Source organism: Haploplasma axanthum (genome assembly GCF_900660745.1).
Classification (GTDB): domain Bacteria; phylum Bacillota_I; class Bacilli_A; order Acholeplasmatales; family Acholeplasmataceae; genus Haploplasma; species Haploplasma axanthum.
In genome coordinates, this window is sequence record NZ_LR215048.1 from 1,127,339 (window position 1) to 1,149,036 (window position 21,698).

15 protein-coding genes are annotated in these 21,698 nt (G+C 27.1%); all 15 read left to right on the forward strand.

Annotated elements, in window-relative coordinates:
* Window positions 1-47 precede the first annotated feature (47 nt).
* The 15 genes from EXC62_RS05305 to EXC62_RS05375 all read left to right on the forward strand — a co-directional run bounded on the left by EXC62_RS05305 (window position 48) and on the right by EXC62_RS05375 (window position 21,697).
* Window positions 48-917, forward strand: a complete 870-nt coding sequence (locus tag EXC62_RS05305) for a choline/ethanolamine kinase family protein (protein ID WP_026390013.1) — start codon at window positions 48-50, stop codon at window positions 915-917.
* Window positions 917-3,919, forward strand: coding sequence for an EAL domain-containing protein (locus EXC62_RS05310; RefSeq protein WP_162140095.1), 3,003 nt, complete (start codon window positions 917-919; stop codon window positions 3,917-3,919). Before EXC62_RS05305 ends, EXC62_RS05310 begins: the two co-directional genes overlap by 1 nt.
* Window positions 3,916-4,953 carry a hypothetical protein gene (locus tag EXC62_RS05315; RefSeq protein WP_026390011.1) on the forward strand — a complete coding sequence of 346 codons (1,038 nt, stop codon included), beginning with the start codon at window positions 3,916-3,918 and terminating at the stop codon, window positions 4,951-4,953. Before EXC62_RS05310 ends, EXC62_RS05315 begins: the two co-directional genes overlap by 4 nt.
* A gap of 74 nt (window positions 4,954-5,027) precedes the next feature.
* The gene (locus tag EXC62_RS05320; protein ID WP_026390010.1) at window positions 5,028-5,225 is read left to right on the forward strand and encodes a hypothetical protein; all 198 of its coding nucleotides are present in this window, start codon (window positions 5,028-5,030) and stop codon (window positions 5,223-5,225) included.
* Window position 5,226: 1 nt separating this feature from the next.
* Window positions 5,227-5,793 (forward strand): epoxyqueuosine reductase QueH, encoded by a 567-nt coding sequence (locus EXC62_RS05325; protein ID WP_026390009.1) that lies wholly within the window; start codon window positions 5,227-5,229, stop codon window positions 5,791-5,793.
* Window positions 5,786-6,466 (forward strand): Type 1 glutamine amidotransferase-like domain-containing protein, encoded by a 681-nt coding sequence (locus EXC62_RS05330; RefSeq protein WP_162140094.1) that lies wholly within the window; start codon window positions 5,786-5,788, stop codon window positions 6,464-6,466. The genes EXC62_RS05325 and EXC62_RS05330 overlap by 8 nt, the downstream gene beginning before the upstream one ends.
* Entirely contained in the window at window positions 6,463-7,209 is a 747-nt protein-coding gene (locus tag EXC62_RS05335; protein ID WP_162140093.1) for a hypothetical protein, read from the forward strand. Before EXC62_RS05330 ends, EXC62_RS05335 begins: the two co-directional genes overlap by 4 nt.
* Window positions 7,210-7,315: 106 nt before the next feature.
* Window positions 7,316-9,832, forward strand: coding sequence for a GH36-type glycosyl hydrolase domain-containing protein (locus EXC62_RS05340; protein WP_162140092.1), 2,517 nt, complete (start codon window positions 7,316-7,318; stop codon window positions 9,830-9,832).
* The gene (locus EXC62_RS05345) at window positions 9,819-10,229 is read left to right on the forward strand and encodes a cupin domain-containing protein (RefSeq protein ID WP_026390005.1); all 411 of its coding nucleotides are present in this window, start codon (window positions 9,819-9,821) and stop codon (window positions 10,227-10,229) included. Before EXC62_RS05340 ends, EXC62_RS05345 begins: the two co-directional genes overlap by 14 nt.
* Complete coding sequence (locus EXC62_RS05350) at window positions 10,219-10,941, forward strand: glycoside hydrolase family 16 protein (RefSeq protein WP_162140091.1); 723 nt, start codon at window positions 10,219-10,221, stop codon at window positions 10,939-10,941. Before EXC62_RS05345 ends, EXC62_RS05350 begins: the two co-directional genes overlap by 11 nt.
* Window positions 10,942-10,946: 5 nt before the next feature.
* Entirely contained in the window at window positions 10,947-11,963 is a 1,017-nt protein-coding gene (locus tag EXC62_RS05355) for a LacI family DNA-binding transcriptional regulator (RefSeq protein WP_026390004.1), read from the forward strand.
* 136 nt (window positions 11,964-12,099) lie between these two features.
* The gene (locus EXC62_RS05360) at window positions 12,100-15,138 is read left to right on the forward strand and encodes a hypothetical protein (protein ID WP_035375542.1); all 3,039 of its coding nucleotides are present in this window, start codon (window positions 12,100-12,102) and stop codon (window positions 15,136-15,138) included.
* Window positions 15,138-17,156: a carbohydrate binding domain-containing protein gene (locus tag EXC62_RS05365; RefSeq protein ID WP_026390002.1), complete on the forward strand. Its 2,019-nt coding sequence runs from the start codon at window positions 15,138-15,140 to the stop codon at window positions 17,154-17,156. The genes EXC62_RS05360 and EXC62_RS05365 overlap by 1 nt, the downstream gene beginning before the upstream one ends.
* A gap of 12 nt (window positions 17,157-17,168) precedes the next feature.
* Window positions 17,169-18,593 (forward strand): ABC transporter substrate-binding protein, encoded by a 1,425-nt coding sequence (locus tag EXC62_RS05370; RefSeq protein WP_026390001.1) that lies wholly within the window; start codon window positions 17,169-17,171, stop codon window positions 18,591-18,593.
* A gap of 191 nt (window positions 18,594-18,784) precedes the next feature.
* Window positions 18,785-21,697, forward strand: coding sequence for an extracellular solute-binding protein (locus EXC62_RS05375; RefSeq protein ID WP_162849138.1), 2,913 nt, complete (start codon window positions 18,785-18,787; stop codon window positions 21,695-21,697).
* Window position 21,698 lies beyond the last annotated feature (1 nt).

A 21,698-nucleotide genomic window follows, 5' to 3' on the forward strand; every position in this document is an offset into this window, starting at 1 on the left:
ATTATGTGTTATTATTAAAATAGTAATAATTTAATGGAGTTGACATAATGGATACAAAAATAAAAAAAGAAATAGTTAAAATATTTAACGTCAAAGAAAGTAAGATAAAAGACCTAAAAAGATTTTCAAAAGGAATGAGTAATTATACTTATTATTTTAAAATAAATGATAAAGCATATGTTATTAGAGTAATTGGTGATGATGCTGATCGCTATGTTGATTATCATAACGAAATAAATGCAATCTCAGCAGTTTTATCAAATCAACTAACAAGTAAATTAGTTTATTTTGATATTGAAACAGGAACTAAAGTTTCTGAGTACATTGATGGTGAAACAATCGACTTTGAAACTAAAAACTTTGATATAAAAGAGTTAGTATTTTCTTTGAAGAAACTACATTTAATAAAAAATGAAAACATCAAAAATTATGCATTAATCGATCGATTAAATGAATATGAAAGTTTTAATAAAATCAGTGATATATCAAAACCATACTTTGCATTAAAAACATGGTGGATTGAAGTATTTAATAAATACTATCGAAATAATGAGCAAGTATTTTGTCATAATGACCTACAGGATGCTAATATAGTAAGAAGTAGTGATGATAACAAAATATATTTTATTGATTTTGAATATGCAGCATACAATGATGTGTATTATGATATTGCAGGATTTGAAGAAAATGCATTATATGTTCATTCAGAATATTTTGGGCATCCAACAACTGAAAAAGAAAAAAATCATGTGATTTTTTATCGAATTTTTCAATCACTTCAATGGTATCAAGTAGCACTATATAAGCATAAAATAGGCTTTTCTGAAAATACAAGTTATGATTTTAATGAATTAGCAAACTATTTTATCAATAAAGCACTAAGTTTATATGAGGAAATAAAAGCAGGTGAATTCTAATGAAATTAAGCGATATTTTAAAATTAAATAATGAAATAGAAAGTTTAAATATTATCCAAGACTTTTTGAATCAAACAATAACTCAAAATGAATATGAGGCTGCTATTGCTCATTATTTAAAAATTGCTTCTGCAAATAAACTAGATGATTTAGTTTTAAGTGAAGGTAGTAAGCACTTAGGAAAAATTGAGAAGCATGAACCGACAAAATATCGTGAAAGAATTTATAAGTATCTGATAAGAGCAGCAATTAACAAGAAAGATAAAGAAAAAGTTTTAGAATACTTAAACAAAAGAAAAAAAGTCTTACCAATTCTAAAACAATACTTGATCCTTTTGGACGAGTTAAATTTTAAAAAAGCTTTTAATGAAGATTATTTTGATGTCTTAAAAAAGCTATCAATTGAAATCTTACCTCAGGAAATCAAAAATGATATTCAAGAACAAATTTTAAATTATTATTTAGAAAATAATATGTATGAAGATGCTCTTAAAGTTTTAAATGAATTAAAAGAACAAAACTTGAAACAAGAATATGATAATATCCTTTTGAAAATCAAATATGAGTTAGGTAAATATGATGATGTTATTGAACTTGGTAATAGCATTTTAGATAATAGTGATAATAAAGCTTTTATTGCTAGTTATATGATTTCATCTCTTACAAAACAAAATTTATTAAGAAAAGCATCAATTCTTGAAGCTGAATATGAGACAATTATTGATGAAACTGATGATGAAGAAATTAAAAGATTTGCATATCAAGAAATTATTAAGTTATATCAGTTGATGAATAATAATTTTTCTACAGAAATTTATGAAAAAAAGTTAAAAAAGATTATAAAAAAACCTAAAAAAGAAGAAAAACAAAATATACAACCAATTGTTAAAGAGATAGTTAAAATAAATGAGGTATCAACAACTAAGTTAATAAGTAATGCAAAATACTTAGAACATTTCGAATGGATTAGAGAATGGTTAATTAAATCACATAAATTAGATTCTAAGCTTGCTTTTAGAGAATATTTAAGAGAAATTTTTATTCTTATTAATGAAAAAATCAATTTTAAAGAAGTTGTCTTATATTTAGATGATATGTTTGAATCTAACTTTTTTAATTATAAAAAAACAAGATTATATGATAAAAAAATAATTAAGCAGTATATTGATGATTCGGTTATTTTTGAAGTACTCAACAAAAAAGATCATATCTTTGGTAACCCAAGTATTTTACTAAATAAAAAAGATGTTTTAACACAAAAGAATTATGAAGACGATGTTAAATACGTTTATGCGTTTTACATAAATGATAATGCAGCACTTGTTTTTTACCTTGACAATGAATTTGATGATCCAGGAATCTATTATGAACTACTTAGTGGTATTACATCAATTATATCAACAAGAATATTTGATGAAGAGAATAACAAACGTCTAAAAAAAGAAGCTAATAATTTTAATGATATTATTAATAATCGCATAATGCCAATAAGATTAATGACTGAATATCGTTCAAGTTATAATGAGCAAGCTGTAAACCTTTTTAAAATAGATGCAAAGTATCACTTTGAACTTTTCTTAAGAGAAATACCTTTAGATGAAGCAGATATTTATAAAGAAACGATCAAAAGATTGTTTAATTATCCTAATGAAGTCAAAAAAATGGAATATACATTTCAAGATTTAAATATTCAAGAATATTTATTTGCTGTTAAAGTTAATGGTGAAGTTACGATTGTTAGTTTCTTTATTGATATTACATCAAAAATTAATAAAGAAAAATCATTAACATATAATGCTACAATGGATATTGAGACTGGACTTCCAAATAAACATTCATTAAACTTGGAAATGGAAAAATGTCTTGGAGACAAAGCAACTTTCATTCTTTTAGAACTTGATGAAAGTTTTAGAACAATTTATGGAAACGAAAGGATTAATAAGTTTTTTGTTGAGTTTGCAAGAGCTACTAAAAAACACTTTAAAGAATATAAAGTTTATAGATATGATTTTAATCAAGTGATTGTTGTTTTAAATTTCAATGATATTAGATCAGTTAATAAAGAATTAGCAGATTATTTTCAAGTTATAAATCATTTGAAATCTCAAATTTTGAAATATGAAAAATATCGAGTTAAAGCTGGTGTATTAAGATATCCGGTTGTTACGATTGAAAAAAGTATTGACAAATTATACAGGTATTTAGATGTAGCTCTAGATAAGGCTAAGAAAAGTAAAGAGCATGATTATGTTCATTTTATTTATGCTGATTACGAAAAGGAAGTTTTTGAACAAGAAATTATTGATTATTTAAATACGGCTATTGAAAATAAACAGCTAAGTATTAGATTTAAACAAATAATTGATATTCAACAAAATCTTGTTTGGAATTATGAAAGTGATATATATCTACCAACGGTTAACATTGATAGTAAATATTTAAAAACGATTGCTAAAAAACGGAATAAAATAGTTCAGTTGGAACAATTTCATATTGAAGCAGTTTGTAGTTTCTTAAAAAAACTTGAAGATGAAACAGGCCATTTAATTAAACTTATTATTCCAGTTTCAAAAGAAACATTCCTAGATTTAGGATTCCAAGGTTTTATTATTGGAACGTTAAAGAAATATAAAATTCCTGCAGAATTTATTCGAATTCTTTGTGATTTAGAAACTAATGATCAAACTGCTGCCTTAAAAGTTCAAGAAATGATTAAATTTGGTATTTCGCTTGATTCAACAAATGTTGAGACAATCTTATCAAATGATTTTAATGCATTGCATTTGAATTTTAATGCTACTAATAATAAATGGAAAAGTTATTATAAAGGGTTAAACACTTTTTTAACTAGTAATGGGATTGCTTTTGTATTAAGAAATGTTAACTTAAAAGAAGAAAAAGAGTTAATTAAATCATTAGGTATTAAATTTATTGAGGGAGATTTATATCAAAAAATTAATCCTAGTGAAATAATAACAAAGATTAAGGAACGATTAGTATGAACGAAATATTAAAATATATTAGTGAAATAACTAATGAAGGTAAAAAGTATCAATTAGATACAACATATAAAACATTACTACAGGTTGATGAGATTATTAAATATTATGTTAAAAATACAGAAAAAGAGCATGCAGCAGTAGTAATTGATATTTATGGACTACTTCAAAGTTTATTTGTTGGTATTGATTCTTTATATAGTCTAACAATTGGAATAACAAGTAATAAATTTTATATTAACGTTAATCAAAATAAAACTTTAAATGGATTAAAACATATAAGAAATGATATAGTTGGACACCCTACTAATAGAAGATATGGTCAAAACGGAATTGGATATTCAATCATCAATATGGAAGAACTCACGTATAATGAATTTAAGTATGTGACATATGTCTTTATCGATGGAAGTTTTAAGACTAAAGAAACAAACGTTAATTTATTAGAATTAACAAGTGAATATGATAAAGAGAAAACAATCATTATTGATAGACTTGGTGAATTTTTAAATAAAGAAGTAACAACCATTAACTTAGATGAAGAAATTAAACAAATGTTTATAGAACCAAGTTTGTATAATTTAAACAAGATTAAAGATAAATTTATTGATAATTATGGTAATCTATCTAATCACCGTTTTATGTGGAGACTTGAATTGGTTGAATTAGCGTTGGAATGGAATAATGATGATCCAGAGATTAATAATTTAATTAAGTATATACTCAAGTTGCAAGTTTTAAAACTGTGGGAGATTGCAAATGATATGGAAAATAAGTATTCGAGATTACCATATGTAAAAATACCATATCTTTTAAAAAAGTTATATAAGTATTTAGATAAAAACCAAAATTATATTGAGTATATAAAAAATCTTTATGATTCAAATAATCCTTATTTTGAGTCTGATTTAGAATACTTATTAAAAAATGTTGTAGATAAATCGGTGTTAAAGCTTTTAAATATGTTTGATAATGAAACTAATAAGAGTAAAATATATTTGTTAGGAGCAACATTAAAAAACTATAAGAAAAAATAATAATAAATATGATATAATAATAGTTGAAAATTAGTGGAAGGAGTTAAGATTTAGTTAAATCTTAGTGAATAAATATGTCATGGAGCAATGAAACTTATTTAATTGGTGAAAAAGTTAAAGTAGATAATGAAAAAGATGAAGGTGTTGTAACACGTATTGATAAGAATAGAGGATTAATTTATGTTCTATTTAAAAGAATGCGTGAAGAAGCTTATCCATATCCGGAAGCTCTTGACCAAGGAATAATTATTCCTTTAGTTAAGAAAAAATAATATGCGTATTTTAATGCATATGTGCTGTGCGCCATGTGCAACTTTTCCTGTTGAATTATTGAAGGAAAAAGGCTTAGATGTTGAGGGATTATTTTATAATCCTAATATTCATCCATATGAAGAGTTTAAAAAGCGTGAAGAACAAGTTAAAAAGTTAAGCGAAATTTATAAAATTAAAGTTCATTTTTTGCCAGACTTTGAACAACAACTTTGGGAAGAAATGAAAGATAAAAGTAAAAATAGATGTGGAACATGCTATCAAAAACGAATAGCTAGACTTTTTAAGTTTGCTAAAGTTGAAAAATTTGATGCAGTTACAACATCAATGCTTGTAAGTCCTTATCAAGATCATGAAAAGATTAAAGAACTAGCTACAATGTATAGTGAAAAATATGGAATACCTTTTTACTATGAAGATTTTAGAGTTGGTTATCGTGAGGGTCAAGAAAAGGCAAAAGAACACGGTTTTTATAAACAAAGATATTGTGGATGTGTATTATCTCTTTTAGAGACTATTGAACAGATATCAGCCGAAGAAAAGCAAAAAAGGATGGTTGCTAATGGTTAATGTATTAATAAGTAGAACAAGTATTATTTCTACTCCTTGGGCAATTAGAGAACTTGAAAAATATTTTAGAAAAGACATGAAAGTTGTTGTTCTTGCCTTTTCTTTTTTTGGTAATTTAACTGAAGAAGAATATTTTAATGAATATGGAATTGACTCTATTCAAGATATAAAGGTTAGAAATACATTTGAATTATTTGGAATAAAAGATGTTAAGTGGATATACTATTATAAACAGTCAAATAAAGAGGCTATTAATCTAATAAATAATGCTGATATTTTGTATTTGCCTGGTGGAGCCCCTGATTTAATGATGGAAAGAATAAATGAAAAAGGTCTTTTAAGTTCACTTAAGAATTTTAAAAATATTGTTGTTGGTTCATCAGCAGGAGCAATGATTCAACTAGAAAGATATCATATATCAAAAGATAATGAATATAATAAGTTTGCGATTCATGAAGGTTTGGAGTATATAAACGATTTTTTTATTGAAGTTCATTTTAGAAATCGGAAGAAACAAAAATCTTCAATGAGAAGAATGCGTAAAGAATTTAAAAAACCTGTTTATATAATTCCTGATGATGGTATGATAATTGTTGATGATAAGAAGATTAAAACGATAAATAGCGCAAAAAAATATTATGATAGAAAAGGTATTATTAAGGTGATTAAATGAAAAAAGGTTTAATTATATATATTGTAATGTCACTTCTTTTTTTAGTAGCAATTTATTTTGTTACTGTTTCAAGTATAATAACTGATAGTCAAAATGAATTTAATAACAAGATTTTTTCAGAAGCGAGAGAAACAAAAAACTTTGATCAATTTGTTGCTTATCAAACAAAAGAATATAAATTAATTGATTCATATGATGAGAATGAATATAGATTAGTAACTTATCACTTTAATAGCAAAGATGATAAACAAGGTTTATTATTCATTATTATTCCGCTTAAAGATGTGAAAATTGCAGATAGTGCTAAAGATAGTAATGATAAAACGAAAGTTTTAATTACGGATACTCTTAGTAAAGAGTCATTTATTGATACATCGACAAAAGATGTTTCAATTAGCTATGGTTTGAATTCTAAAAATGTTGGCTTTATGTTTTTTGATATTGTTATGAGAGAAAAAAATACAATAAAAGTAACTTATTATGATTATGAAGGTAATCAAAAAATTGATAAAACATTTAACGAAATAGCACTAAGTAGTAGTACTGAATTAGAAACTTTTAATAAAGGTTATACTTTAGAAGAAGTAAAAGAAGCAATGGGTTATGAATCAGAATTAAAAAAAGCACTAATAACAAGAATAACTATTTATATTATTGTTGTTATATTTGCACCATTCATATATCGTCTTATAAAAACTTTTATTATTCGTAAACGTGAGACTGGTAATAGAAAACTTTCTTGAAATATAGAAAGTTTTTTTATTTTAAAAGTTCTTTACAATTTAAAAATATAGTATATAATAGATTTATAAGACTAAGGAAACCGATTTCCTATAAATGAGGGACAATATGATAAATAATAAAAAAATTAGATTAAATAAAAATAATGGTTATTATTTACCGCTGTTTAATATGAATGGTACTGTAAGTTCAATTACACCTTTTTTTGCAGGTGATTTAAAGAAGAGTTATTATAACTATGCTTTAGAACCAATAAGTGAATTAGGGATGTATAATTTAACAAGACAAAGAAATATTATTTTTTTTGTAAATAGTAAGCGCTTCGATTTGAATGGTCAATTAGAACATCAGCAAGATGATGAAGTATTTTATGAAGTAAATCAGTTAAGTCAGATTGTAACTAGAAGTAATTCATTATTTGAAATAAAAACAAAATCATTTATTCCGGTAAATGATGATGTTGAAGTGCATCATATAAAATATAAAAATAAAACTAATGAAACACAAAAACTAAAAGCTATAACTTCAATACCATTATATGGGAGAAGTCCGGAGAATATCCATGATCACAGACATGTTACATCATTACTAAATGTTTGTGAAATAGTTGAAAATGGAATTATTAATAAACCAACATTATCATTTGATGAAAGAGGACATAAGTCCAATAACAATTATTATAGTGTTTTTTGTTTTTCAGATTCAATGAAAGTAAAGAATTATATTCCAGTTTTAGATGATTATATAAATGGGGGAAGTTTTTTATTGCCAAGAGGATTAGATAATGATAAATATCATGTCAAAGATATTGTAAAAGGCTATGAGATTATTGGAGCAATCGCTTTTGAAGAAGTCGAAGTTAAAGCAAATGAAGAAATTGTTTTAGTGTTAACTATTGGTATAAGTGAAAACTTAGATCAAATTGAAAAAATAAAAAAATATCAAGATATTGCTTATCTTGAAGAAAAATATAATGAAACTATCAAATTTTTCGATAAGTTAAACAGTTATATAACTTTTGAGTTTGATAATGAAGAAAGAATCGAACAAGTTAAATGGATAACCCTACAACCAATACTTAGAAGATTTTTAGGTAATTCATATTTACCACATCATGACTATGGACATGGTGGAAGAGGTTGGAGAGATTTGTGGCAAGATTTACTTGCTTTAATATATTCAGGTGATAAAACTGTTAAAGAATCAATTATTTCAAATTTCGCTGGTGTTAGAATTGATGGTTCAAATGCCACAATTATTGGTGATAAACTAGGTGAGTTTAAAGCTGATAGAAATCAAATTGTTAGAGTTTGGTCTGATCATGGAGCATGGCCACTTCTAACAACTAAGATGTATATTGATGAAACAGGCGATACAGAAATTTTATTTATTAAACAAAAATATTTTGATGATAAATTTACACATTATACTAAAAAAACTAAGGAAACTATTTCAGATAATAATGTAATGACTTATATGAATAAAGTTTATTATGGGACAATATTTGAACATATTCTTTTAGAAAACTTAATAGGTTATTTAAACATTGGTAAACATGGATTTACACGTCTTGAAGATGCTGATTGGAATGATGGACTTGATATGGCTAATAAAGAAGGAGAAACAGTTCCTTTTACAATGTTCTATTTAAATAATCTTAGAGTAATTGTTGACATATTAAAAAACATAAAAGTGGATAAACTTGAATTGTTTGAAGGCTTAATAGAATTATTAGATGGAAAAATTAAACTTGATGAATATTTTAATTTAGTTTCTAACTATGAAAAAATAGATAAAGTAGAGATTAAAAAAGAAGTTATAATTAAACGATTAAATGAACTTATAAAAATAAAAGAATCATTTATAAGTAAACATGCAACCGTAAATAATAATTTTTATCAAAGTTATGTAAATAATGATGGTAAGTTCCTTGATGATGAAAAGAGTATGTCATTAACAGCTCAAACAATGGGATTAATTAATAATATTCCAAGTAAAGATTTTGCTTTAGAAGTTGCATTAAATACTAAAAAACTATTGTTTGATAAGAAAATCGGTGGATATAGATTAAATACCGATTATAAAGAAGTAATGTTAAATATGGGAAGAGCATACGGATTTGCTTATGGACATAAAGAAAATGGAGCAGTGTTCTCACATATGGCTACAATGTATGCATATGGTTTATATAATTATTCGTTAGTTGATTATGGACATGAAGCTATAGCAACCTTATTAAATAGAGCACTAGATAAAGATAGTGGTGTATTAGTAGGTGTTCCAGAGTATTTCAATGACCGTGGTGTTGGGAAATATATGTATTTAACTGGAACAGCTAGTTGGATAATAAAATTATTACGCGAACAAATGTTTGGTATTAAACTTAACTATGGTATTTTATCCTTTGATCCGAAATTAGAAGCTAATAATTTTATCAATGGTAGAGCAAGTCTAGAAACATATATATTTAATAAAAAATGCAAGATAATTTATTTGAATGAAAAGAATTTATCATATGGAAAATATAAAATAAAACAAATTAAAGTAAATGGACAAGAAACTATAGAACGTGCCTTCAATAGTATTAGTGGAACTGTTGAGGTGATTTTAGATGAAATTAATTGAAACTTATGAATATAATAACGAAGGATATTTAAAACTCTTTTCTTATAAAGAGTGGCGTATAGCAATGTTAAATTATATAGATGAATTAGATATTAATAATATTAATCATGTTGAAGCGCATCAAGAAACTGATGAAGTATTTGTTTTACTTGAAGGAAAATGTCAAATGATTTTATATTGTAGTGAAAGATCTGAATTTGAAATTGTTAATTTAGAAAAAAATAAGATTTATAATATTCCAAGTGGAGTTTATCATAATCATACTTTATCAAATGATGCTAAAGTTTTAATTGTTGAACAAGAAAATACTGATTCATTAAATTCAATTAGAAAGTATTTTACAACTGAAGAAAAACAAAAATTGTATGAAATCTGGAGAATAAAAAATGAAGTATAAACTAAAATGGAAAGATGATTTTAAAAAAGATGGTAAACCAAACAATGAAATTTGGACTTATGAAACTGGTGGCCATGGTTTTGGTAATAATGAAAAGCAATTCTATACTGACAATTTAAAAAATGCATATGTTGAAAATGGAATATTAAACATTGTTGCGTATAAAGAAAATTACGAAAACAACGAATATACATCAGCAAAATTGACCACATATGGTAAAAAACATATTAAATATGGTAAAATAATTGTAAAAGCTAAACTACCTAAGGGGAATGGAACATGGCCTGCAATTTGGATGTTACCAGTTAGTATTCAAAATGGTAATCCATGGCCTTATTGTGGGGAAATTGATATTATGGAGCATGTTGGTAAAAATCAGGACTATGTTCACTTTAGTTTGCATTCAAAGAAATATAATCATCAAGTTGGTAATCAGCCAACTCACGTAATTAAACAAGAAGGTGTAACAGATACTTTCAATGATTATGAAGTTAGGTGGGATTCTGAAAGTATTTCATTTTATGTAAATAATGAACATCATGTAACTTTTAAAAAGAATAGTGATGATAGTGTTGAAGGATGGCCTTTTGACGAAGAATTTTATTTAATTTTAAACTTAGCTATTGGTGGATGGTGGGGTGGAGAAATTGATGATTCAATTTTACCTGCAAAACTTCAAATTCAATCAGTAGAAGTATACGAAAAGGATTGATATATGTGGATAAGCGAATAACGATTTATACAATTGCAGAAGACTTAGGGCTAGCACCTGGAACAATTTCAAAAATTATTAACAATAAAGGTAATGTGAGTACTGAAACAAGAGAAGCAGTCTTAGATTACATTAAAAGAATTGGATATGTTCCATCATCGAGCGCAAGAATGTTGAAATCAAAAAGAACATACACAATTGGTGTAATTTTTAGTGAGGATATGAAAATCGGTTTGGAACAAGCTTTCTTTTCGAGTATTCTTCAAAACTTTAAAAATTATGCAGAAAATAAAGGTTATGAGCTTAGCTTCATTGTTAGAAAACTTGGTAAGAATAAGATGTCTTACTATGAATGGTGTTTAAATAAACGTGTTGATGGTGTTTATATAGTGGTTGGTGATTATCAAGATAAAGAACTATTAGAACTTGTGAATAGTAAAATACCATGTGTATCAACTGATATGATTGTTGATAATCTTCATACAGTTATTAGTGATAATGCACAAGGAATTAAATTAGCACTTGAATACATAAAAAATGAATTAAAACTAAAAAAAGTGGCAATGATTTCTGGACCAACTAGATCTAAGGCGTTTAAAGAAAGAATTGATTATTTTAATAACAATTATAAAAAATATGAACTTGAAAAAACAGATTTAATCATTGCTGATGGTTTTGGATTTACAACAGGCTATAACTCAGCAATTGAATTATTAGATAAAAATAATAATCCAGAAGTTATTATTGCATCAAGTGATGATATTGCATTAGGAATTTTAAAGGCAATCTTTGATAGAGGATTTAATGTTCCAGATGATATCCAAGTTATTGGTTTTGATGATATTGCATTTGCAAAACATTTCACACCACCATTAACAACGATCAGACAAGATCGAAAAAAACTTGGAGAACGTGCTGCAAAAGACTTAATTAGTCATATTGAAAATGATATTTTTCATTCAAAAGAGATAGTTACGATTCCAGTTGAATTAATAGAACGAAAAACAACGAAAAAAAAGTAAACATTTTATCACTTTGATATTGTAAACGATTTCATTATGTGATATTATATACACATCAAGAAGGAAACCGATTTCTTATTTTAATTTCCTTCTGAAAAAAATATTAAGGAAACCGATTTCCTGAGGAGAGATTGAATTGAATAAAGAATTATACATATTAAAAGACTATCAAAAAAAGAAACCGTTTTCAAATTTCTTGAGTGGAATAGCAGGGAAAATGGGAGTACCTATATGGAGCTTTTATATAAATAGAGGACAAGCAATTGCATCGTTTGGAACTAGAGATAAGAATGGAGCAATTATGGAATTCTTCCCAGCTAATGGGGCTTACTTATATTCTAAAAAAATTGGTTTTAGAACAATAGTAAAAATAGATAACAAAATATATGAATTTTTTAATGAAGCAAATGAAAACCAAATAATGACAATTGAAAAAGATAAGTTGACAATTGAAGAAGTAAATGAAAAACTAGCGATTAAACTGAAAGTTATCTATCATACATTACCAAATGAAAAGAATGGTGGACTAGTAAGAAAAATTGAATTAACAAATTTAGGTAGAGAAAGATCAATTGTTTTAGTAGATGGTTTAGCACAAATATTACCAGCAGGAATTGATTATGGTGGATATAAATCAGTATCAAACTTATTACAAAGTTGGATGGAAGTTCTAGAATATAATAAGTCACTATTCTTTAAACTTCGTGCTTCAACAGATGATTCAAGTGAGATAAGTTTAGTAGAAGATGGTAACTATTATTACACTGCAAGAGAAAATGGAAATGTAAATTATATTTTCGATTCTAAAGTTATCTTTGCAGAAGATACTACACTAACAACTCCATTTAACTTGATTGAAAAAGATAGTTTGTTAGATGAAAAACAAGTTGGTGTAAATCAAGTTCCATCAGCATTTACTTATATTGAAGAAAAAAGATTTAAAGATGTAAAACTAATTTCTTTAATTGGATATACAAATGATTTGAATTTCTTAGATGATATTGCAAGTAAGTATAGTTATGAATATTTAAATGCTAAGGAAATTGAAAATAAAGAAATACATAATGAATTAGTAAGTTCAATAACAACCGAAACAGCATATCCTTTATATGATGAATATATGAATCAAAACTATCTTGATAATGTATTAAGAGGTGGAGTTCCATTAATTTTTAAAACTAAAAATGGTGTAACTGGATATCATATTTATTCTAGAAAACATGGAGATTTAGAAAGAGACTATAATTTCTTTTCAATTGAACCAAAGTATTTCTCACAAGGTAACGGAAACTTTAGAGATGTACTTCAAAATAGAAGAAATGACTTAATCTTTAATCCAGCACTTAGAGATTCTAATCTTTATCAATTTGCCTCACTTATTCAAGCAGATGGATATAATCCATTAAGTATTGAAGGTTTAAAATTTAAGTATGAAGGCAATGTTAGTTATGGAAATAATGTTGATAAAATCTTAGAAAAAGAATTTACTCCTGGTGATTTATCAATGGTTTTAGAAGAAAATGGATATTCTGTTGAAGATAAATTAATTGAAATAATTAGTGAGTCAAATTCAGTTATAAAAGCGACATTTGGTGAAGGTTATTGGGAAGATCATTTTACTTATTTAGATGATGTTATTGCTTCTGTCGAAGAAATATATCCGGATCAATTTGAAAATATCTTATATGATGAAATAAAATATGGTTTTTATAATTCTCCAGTATATGTTAAACCAAGAAATGAAAAATATGTTTTAACAAAAGATGGAAAAGTTAGACAATATGATGCAATAAATCACTTTGATAGAACAACAGATTGGTTATTAGATGAAAAAGGAAATGAAATAAAAGTAAACTTAATTTCTAAATTAGTTACATTAATCCTTAATAAATATGCACATTTAGATCCCTTTAATATCGGATTATCATATGAAGCTAATAAACCAGGATGGAATGATGCAATGAATGGTTTACCTGGATTGTTTGGTTCGGGTGTATCTGAAACTGTTGAATTATTGAAACTTGTTAAACGTACTAAAAGATATATAGAAGAGTATAAAAATAAAGATGTTTTATTACTTGATACAACTTATAAATTCTTTGAAAAATTAGAAAAAATAGAGTTTAAAGATGATTTATCATTCTGGAATGAAAGAATGAATGAATTAGAAAACTATCGAAAAAATCTTTTAAATAGTAAGAATAAATTGATTGAAGTAACGACATCAAAATTTGAAAATATTATAGCAAAAATTGAAAGCGTTTTAAAAAATGCTATTACGAAGGCAAAATCATTAAATAAGATAATTCCTACATATTTAACGTATAGTGCATCAAAATATGAAGTGATTAAAGGTAAAACTAATACTAAAGGTGAATCATTTGTAGAAATTAAAGAATTTAAACTAGAGATTATTCCTACATTCCTTGAAGGACCAACCAGATACTTAAAAGTAGTAAGCGATCATAAAGAAGCATTAAATGTATATGAAACTATTAAAGCAAGTGAATTATATGATAGTAAATTTAGCTTTTATAAAACTGGAACAGATTTAACAAATCAAAGTCCAGAAATCGGGAGAATTCATGCGTTTACTAAAGGTTGGTTAGAACGTGAATCAAACTTCTTACATATGACATATAAATATATGTTATCAATATTAAATGCAGGATTATACGATGAGTTCTATAAAGAGATTAAAACAAATTATACATGTTTTATGGATCCAAATCTTTATGGAAGATCACCATTCGAAAATTCATCGTTTATTGCTCCAAGTAATAACCCTGATTATAGAAAACAAGGACAAGGATTCTTTGCTAGACTCTCTGGTTCAACTGCTGAGATGTTATCAATGTGGAAACAAATGTTCTTTGGTAAAAAATTATTTAATCTTGAAAATGGTAATTTAGTATTTGAAATTAAACCTAAGTTACATAAAGAATTCTTTGTTAATAATAGTGTTAAAACTAGATTATTTAGTGATATAGAAGTTGAAATAATTAACGAAGACAATATAAATACTTTTGATAATAATGCGAAAATTGCAAAAATTGTTTTAGATGATGAAAAAGTATTTGAAGGAAATAAGGTTTATGGTGAATGGGTTCAAATGATTAGACAAAAGTCTATCAATAAAATAAAAGTGTACATTATTAAGGAGGAGAAAAAATAATGAAATTACACAAAAAGCTAGTAATTGTAGTAAGTGCATTACTAATTGCACTTACATTAGTTGCTTGTACGAAACTTAATAAGATCGAATTTTCAGGTATTGAAAATGTAGAACTTGAATTCGGTGTTGAGTTTAATGTATTAACAAATGTCAAAGCAATAGGCAATGACAAGAAAGATTATACGGACAAGATTGTTATTCAAACAGTTTCAAAAAGCATTGATGCAAATGGCAAACTTGATACAACAAAACCTGGTGAAACCAAGGTAAGATATAGTGTCAAGATTGATGAGCCTGAAATTAATGCACAAGTTTGGAGAACAATAGTAGTTAAATCACCTGAAAGTACAGGGGAAGGATTACTTCAAAATGGTGATTTTAGTCAAGGAACAGCATTTTGGATTGGAGATCAAGGTTCAATTGAATCATCAGTAGTTGATGGTGCTTTAAAACTTGATATCGTTGCAGGCGGAAATTCACACGAACCTAGATTACATCAAATGGCTATTCCATTTGAACAAGGTAAAACATATGAAGTTAAGTTTAATGCTAAATCAAGTGTTGATAAAACAATTAATCTTCAAGTAGGTGAACTATTAGCTAATGCACCATGGTTTACTGACTTTAAGCCAATGCAAATTGTTCATAAAGACTTAACTGAAGAATGGACTGAATTCTCATTTAAATTCAAACATAATTTAGACAACAAACGTGGTGGATTATTATTTGAATTTGGTAAAGTAGATGGTAATCAAGTAGATGCTACAGTTTGGTTAAAAAATGTAACAATAACTGAAGTTGAGGCTGAGGCTGATACTGAAGCACCAAAATTTGCGGGTATTAAAGAAACAGTTACATTACTTGTTGGTACTGAATTTAATGCATTAGCTGGAATTACAGCATTTGATGTAGCTGATGGGGATGTTACAGAAGCAATTACTTATGTAATTAAGAATTCAGATAATGAAGTAGTTACAGAAATTGATTCATCAGTCGTTGGTACATATACTATTGAATATGAAGTTAGTGACAAATCACTTAATAAAGCAACTGCAACTGTAACAGTTTCATTCATCGAAATGACATTTAAAGATATTAATTTAGTTGTTAATGGTGATTTTAGTGAAGCGTTAGGGGAAGAATGGACACTATATAAAAATGCCGCTGAAGCAACTATGGCTATAGAAGATAATAAATTATTAGTTGATGTTCAGTCATTAGGTGGTGCATCATACGATGTTCAATTATTCCAAGAAGGTATTAAAGTTGAACAAGGAAAAACATATCGTATAAGTTTTAAAATTTCATCAACAGTTGCAAGAGATTTTAATTTAGCATTTGGTGTTGCTTTAACACAAGATCCATGGTTTACTCATTACATGGATATTAAGAATAGTCTAGAGATTACTACAGAAGAAAAAGAATATAGTTATGTATTTACAGTTAGTGAAGAAACTACAAAAAATGGTAAATTAGTATTCGAATTAGGAAATACTGCAAATGGAGAATTAGGCGTTGTTACAATATCTGATGTTAAATTACAAGAACGTGATGTTGAAGCTTTAATTGATGCAGATTTTACTAATGAAAAACATGTTATTGAACAAGCAAGTGGTGATACACATGCAACTGCTGAAAGAACAACAGATAAATTAACTATTACAGTAAGTACAGTTGGAACAGAAGCTTATATACCACATTACTTCTACATGCTAGATAATTTAGAAGCAGGAAATTATAAATTTAAATTGAGTATTAAAGGTGATGTAGCAAGAACAGTTAGATTCAATATTGTATTACCAGATAGTGGTCATAGTTCTGTTTTACCAGAAGTAGAAGGAAAGAACTATGTTGATATTAAATTGGTTGAGGATGAAGTTTATGAACTTATAGTTGATTTTAATGTAGCAACTGCATTAACAAATGTAAAAGTTGAACTAGATTTTGGTCCAATTGTTGAAGGCGAAACAAATACAGGTGTATTTGAATTAAGCGATATTCTATTATATAGAAAATAAGGAGTGTAAAAAATGAAAAAATTATTATTAGTTACATTAACATTAATAGGATCATTAGTATTAATCGCATGTGGTGGAAAGAAACCAGTTCCTGGAAATAAAATTTCTTTATCTTATGCTGACTGGGGTGATCAAGTAACAAATCAAAAAATGATTGATGCTTTTGAAGCAAAATATCCACATATATCAGTAGAGTTAAGAACTGATATTGCAGGTAGTGGTGAAGAGTTTACAGGTAATTTAATTACAGCTTCACAAAATGGAGTTTTACCTGACGTATTTGCAACAGATAATGTTCCAGTAATTGTTGAACAAGGATTGACATTAGATGTAAGTGAATATTGGGATAAAGATGAAGATGCTAAATTAGTATATGAATATATTGCAAAGACTGCTATTTATGGTGAAAAAAGATATGGTATTCCTTCATTCCAATTCTTAAAAGGTGTAATGATTAACTTAGATATTTTTGAAAATGCTAACTTAACAACTACTGCAGGTAAATATCGTATTGATGACGATGGATATCCAATGAAAGATTGGACATTTAATGAAATGATTGAAATTGCTAAAGCAATTAAAAATATTAGTTCTGATCCAGCAGAAACAGTAATTGGACTAGATACTTGGTATGGAACACCAGACTTCCAACAAGTATGGCCAACAATGGAAGATGCTGATTTAATGTATGATACTTGGGATGGAAGTAAATTTAATTATACAAACGCGCATTGGATAAGTGCAATGCAAGAAAAAGTTAGATTACATCAATTAACTGATGGAACAACAACTAAATTTACTCCAGACCAATTGGAACAATATCCTCACTTAGATGGATATTTAATTCAAACTGGAATTGGTGCAATGGATATTGAAGGTTCATGGCAATTCTGGGTAATTCAAGAAGCTAAAAAAGATAATATTAATTTAGGATTCTGGCCATACCCAAGAGCTACAAATGGAAATTTCTATCCACCAGTAATTCTTGACTATCAAGCAGTTTCATCACAAACACAATATCCTGAAGAAGCATACTTACTTGCTAAATGGATGACTTATGGAAAAGATGGATGGAATGCAAGATTAGACATTTTAGATGAAACAAGAAAAGAATTAATTGCTAAAGGTGAAACACCTGCATATCTTGATAGATATCCAATTGCTGATTATCCAGAAATTTGGGCAAAAGTAGATGGTTTCGTTGATGGTATTGAAGGTATTCAAGCAACATTTGAACATATTGCAAATGGTAAACCAGATTTAGATAAATGGATGCCAGGATATCGTGATTTCTGGGCATGGGCAAATGATGCAGAAAACACATTTGGATGGGAAGCATTAGTTACTGCTGGAGCAACATCAGTACCAACTTATGCAACAGAATGGAATAAAAAAATAAATGAACTAGTACAACAAACGCTAGATAAACTAAAATAAAAAGAGATGTTGGGGGAGTTTTCTCCCCCCATCTTTCTTATATGTAAGGAGTCAGTATGAAGACGATTAAGAATATTTTTAATAAGTTAAAACAAATAATTAAAGGCATATCTACAAAAAGAATTATCGTTTATACGATTACTTTTTTCTTATCGTTATTTCTTGTCCTTTCATTTTTTCGTAAGTCAAATATGAAAAATTATGTTTCTACAATTGATTATAATAACGATTATCAACAAACAAGTAACTTAGTTAGCGGTAAAAAGAGTTATACGAATCTATTATTAGAATACAAAAACAAAAATATTCCTTTTATTAATAAAGATATTATTCTAGATAATAGTGATTATTTAGGTTTAGAAGTGACTGAAAATGATAGTAATTATGGTGAAGCTGTAAAAAAATATCAAAGTGAAAAAACAAGTAATAATGGAGTCTATCTATTAAATGAAGATAATCAATTAACAATAAAAGTTAGTGATGTTGAAGAAGGAATTTATTATATTGCAATTGATTATTATGAATTGGACCAATTAATTGATAATAATCAAATAAGTATCAAGATTAATGGTGAAGTACCATTTATTGAGAGTGAAACATTAGTATTAAAATCTAAGTGGATTTTTGCTAAAGATGAATTTAGTAATGATAGATATGGTAATGAGATACAAGCAGGGGCAAATAAGGAGATTGGATGGTATAATCAAAAGATTTATGATTACAAGGGAATCCATCCAAATTATTATGGTTATCATTTAAAAAATGGTGATGAAATAACCATTTCATATGTGAATAAAGATTTATTAATTGGTGAAGTTTCATTCTTTAAGACTGAAACAATAAAAACATATGAAGAATATTTAAAGGAATATCAAAATGTTAGTATAAGTAATGAAAAAATTGAAATATCTGCAAGAGATATGAAGTCAAGAACTGAACCATCAATAAGACTTAGAAGTGAAAGAGATCCAAGTAATTTATACTATGATACACAAAAACTAAAATTAAATACAATTTTTAGCGAATCATGGCAAAATGGTGGTCAAGCAGTAACTTATGAGATTAATGTTGAAAATAGTGGTATGTATAAATTGGCATTTAAATATCGACAAAATTTAGTTAATGAAATGCCAGTATTTAGAAAAATCAGTATTAATGATAAAGTACCATTTGATTTATTTGAAAGTTATGCATTTCCTTACACAACAGGTTTTTTAAATCGAAGAGTTGTTGATGAAAATGGAGATGATGTTTTAATATATTTAGAAGCAGGAACACATGAAATAACTTTAGAAGCAGTGAGTTATCCATACCGTACTGCGATTGAAAAAATTAAAGAAATAATGTCAGAAATTCAAAGTCTGGCTTTAAAAGTTAAACGATACACTTCTGGTGGAAATGATCCATATAGAGATTGGGATATTGAAACATATTTCCCAAATGCAAGTACAGATATGAATAAATGGGCTGATGAATTAGATGTGCTTCATGAAAGTTTAAAAGTAATGTCAGATGTTAGTAAACCATCTGAAATTGCTAACATTTCACAATCGGCTAAGCGACTTAGAAATATTGCTAAAAACATTAACAAATTACCAAGCAAAATGGTTCAATTCTCTGATGGTGATTCATCAGTAAACCAATTACTTGGAGCAACAATGCAAAGATTAATGGTTTCAGGTTTAGAAATTGAACGTGTTGTTGTTTATGGAGATGAAAGATTATCTAAACCATATAGCAATGTATTTACATCAATATATGAAGAAATTAAGAGATTGATTCTATCATATACAAATAATCCATATAGCGTATCAAAAGCTAAAGATAATGAATTAAGAGTTTGGGTAAATCACCCAAGACAATATATTGAAATAATGCAAGCTATGATTGATGAAAAATATGATGGCAAGATGCGAATTACATTATCGCAAATGCCAGATCAAAATAAATTAGTATTAGCAAATGCTAGTGGTGATGCACCAGATGTTGCAATTGGTGTGGATCATTGGATTCCATATGATTTTGCAATAAGAGAAGCATCACTTGATTTAAGAGAGTTTAAGGGATACGAGGAACTAGTTAAGAACTTTTCTAAAGGTGCAATGATTCCATATATATTTGAAGATGGTGTTTATGGATTACCAGAAACTCAAAACTTTTGGGTTACTTACTATAGAAAAGATATTTTAGAAAGTATCGGTGTTAATAAAGTTCCACAAACTTGGGATGAAATAAAAGCATTACTACCAGTACTTCAAAGTTATGAACTTAATTATTTTATTCCAATTTCTCAATATGTAGGTTTAAAACCATTTGTTGCAACACTTCCATTTATCTACCAATTTGGTGGTTCATTATATAGTGAAGACGGCATGCAAACAGCAATTAATGATACTGAGACAATTCAAGGAATGAAATTAATGTCAGAATTATTTACACTTTATAATATGCAAAAATATGTTGCAAGTTTCTACAATCAATTTAGATATGGAATTATTCCAATTGGTGTTAGTGATTTATCAACATACATTCTATTACAAACAACTGCATTAGAACTTGATGGATTATGGGATATTGATTTACATCCAGGAAATTATATTGAAGAAACTGGTGAAATAGTAAGATATGCACCATCAGGTGCACAATCTTCAATGATTATGAGTACTACTAAGCATAAACAAGAATCATGGGATTTCTTATCATGGTGGATGAGTACTGAAGTTCAGGCAGAATTTGCTTTTACACTTCAAAATACATATGGTAAAACATATTTTTGGAATACTGCTAATGTTAATGCATTTAGTCAAATGTCAATTCCTAAAAAACACCGTGATGTTATTTTAAATCAATGGGAATATGCATCTGAAGCTCCAAGAATACCTGGATCTTACATGGTTGAACGTGAAATCAGTAATGCATGGACAAAAATGGTTTTTGATGGTGCTAATCCAAGACTTGCACTAGATGAAGCTGTTCGTATTTCAAATCGTGAAATATTATATAAAATGGCTGAATTTGGATATGTTGTAAATGGTGTACCAGTTAAGAATTATGAAGTACCAACAATAAAAAATATTGACAAATGGCTAACGGAGGTAAACTAAG

Excerpts from the sequence above, each read along its gene's own strand:
- EXC62_RS05350 (WP_162140091.1), top strand. The coding sequence starts at position 10,219 with ATGAAGTATAAACTAAAATGGAAAGATGATTTTAAAAAAGATGGTAAA.
- EXC62_RS05345 (WP_026390005.1), top strand. The coding sequence starts at position 9,819 with ATGAAATTAATTGAAACTTATGAATATAATAACGAAGGATATTTAAAA.
- EXC62_RS05330 (WP_162140094.1), top strand. The coding sequence starts at position 5,786 with ATGGTTAATGTATTAATAAGTAGAACAAGTATTATTTCTACTCCTTGG.
- EXC62_RS05340 (WP_162140092.1), top strand. The coding sequence starts at position 7,316 with ATGATAAATAATAAAAAAATTAGATTAAATAAAAATAATGGTTATTAT.
- EXC62_RS05310 (WP_162140095.1), top strand. The coding sequence starts at position 917 with ATGAAATTAAGCGATATTTTAAAATTAAATAATGAAATAGAAAGTTTA.
- EXC62_RS05305 (WP_026390013.1), top strand. The coding sequence starts at position 48 with ATGGATACAAAAATAAAAAAAGAAATAGTTAAAATATTTAACGTCAAA.
- EXC62_RS05325 (WP_026390009.1), top strand. The coding sequence starts at position 5,227 with ATGCGTATTTTAATGCATATGTGCTGTGCGCCATGTGCAACTTTTCCT.
- EXC62_RS05375 (WP_162849138.1), top strand. The coding sequence starts at position 18,785 with ATGAAAAATTATGTTTCTACAATTGATTATAATAACGATTATCAACAA.
- EXC62_RS05315 (WP_026390011.1), top strand. The coding sequence starts at position 3,916 with ATGAACGAAATATTAAAATATATTAGTGAAATAACTAATGAAGGTAAA.
- EXC62_RS05320 (WP_026390010.1), top strand. The coding sequence starts at position 5,028 with ATGTCATGGAGCAATGAAACTTATTTAATTGGTGAAAAAGTTAAAGTA.
- EXC62_RS05335 (WP_162140093.1), top strand. The coding sequence starts at position 6,463 with ATGAAAAAAGGTTTAATTATATATATTGTAATGTCACTTCTTTTTTTA.
- EXC62_RS05365 (WP_026390002.1), top strand. The coding sequence starts at position 15,138 with ATGAAATTACACAAAAAGCTAGTAATTGTAGTAAGTGCATTACTAATT.
- EXC62_RS05370 (WP_026390001.1), top strand. The coding sequence starts at position 17,169 with ATGAAAAAATTATTATTAGTTACATTAACATTAATAGGATCATTAGTA.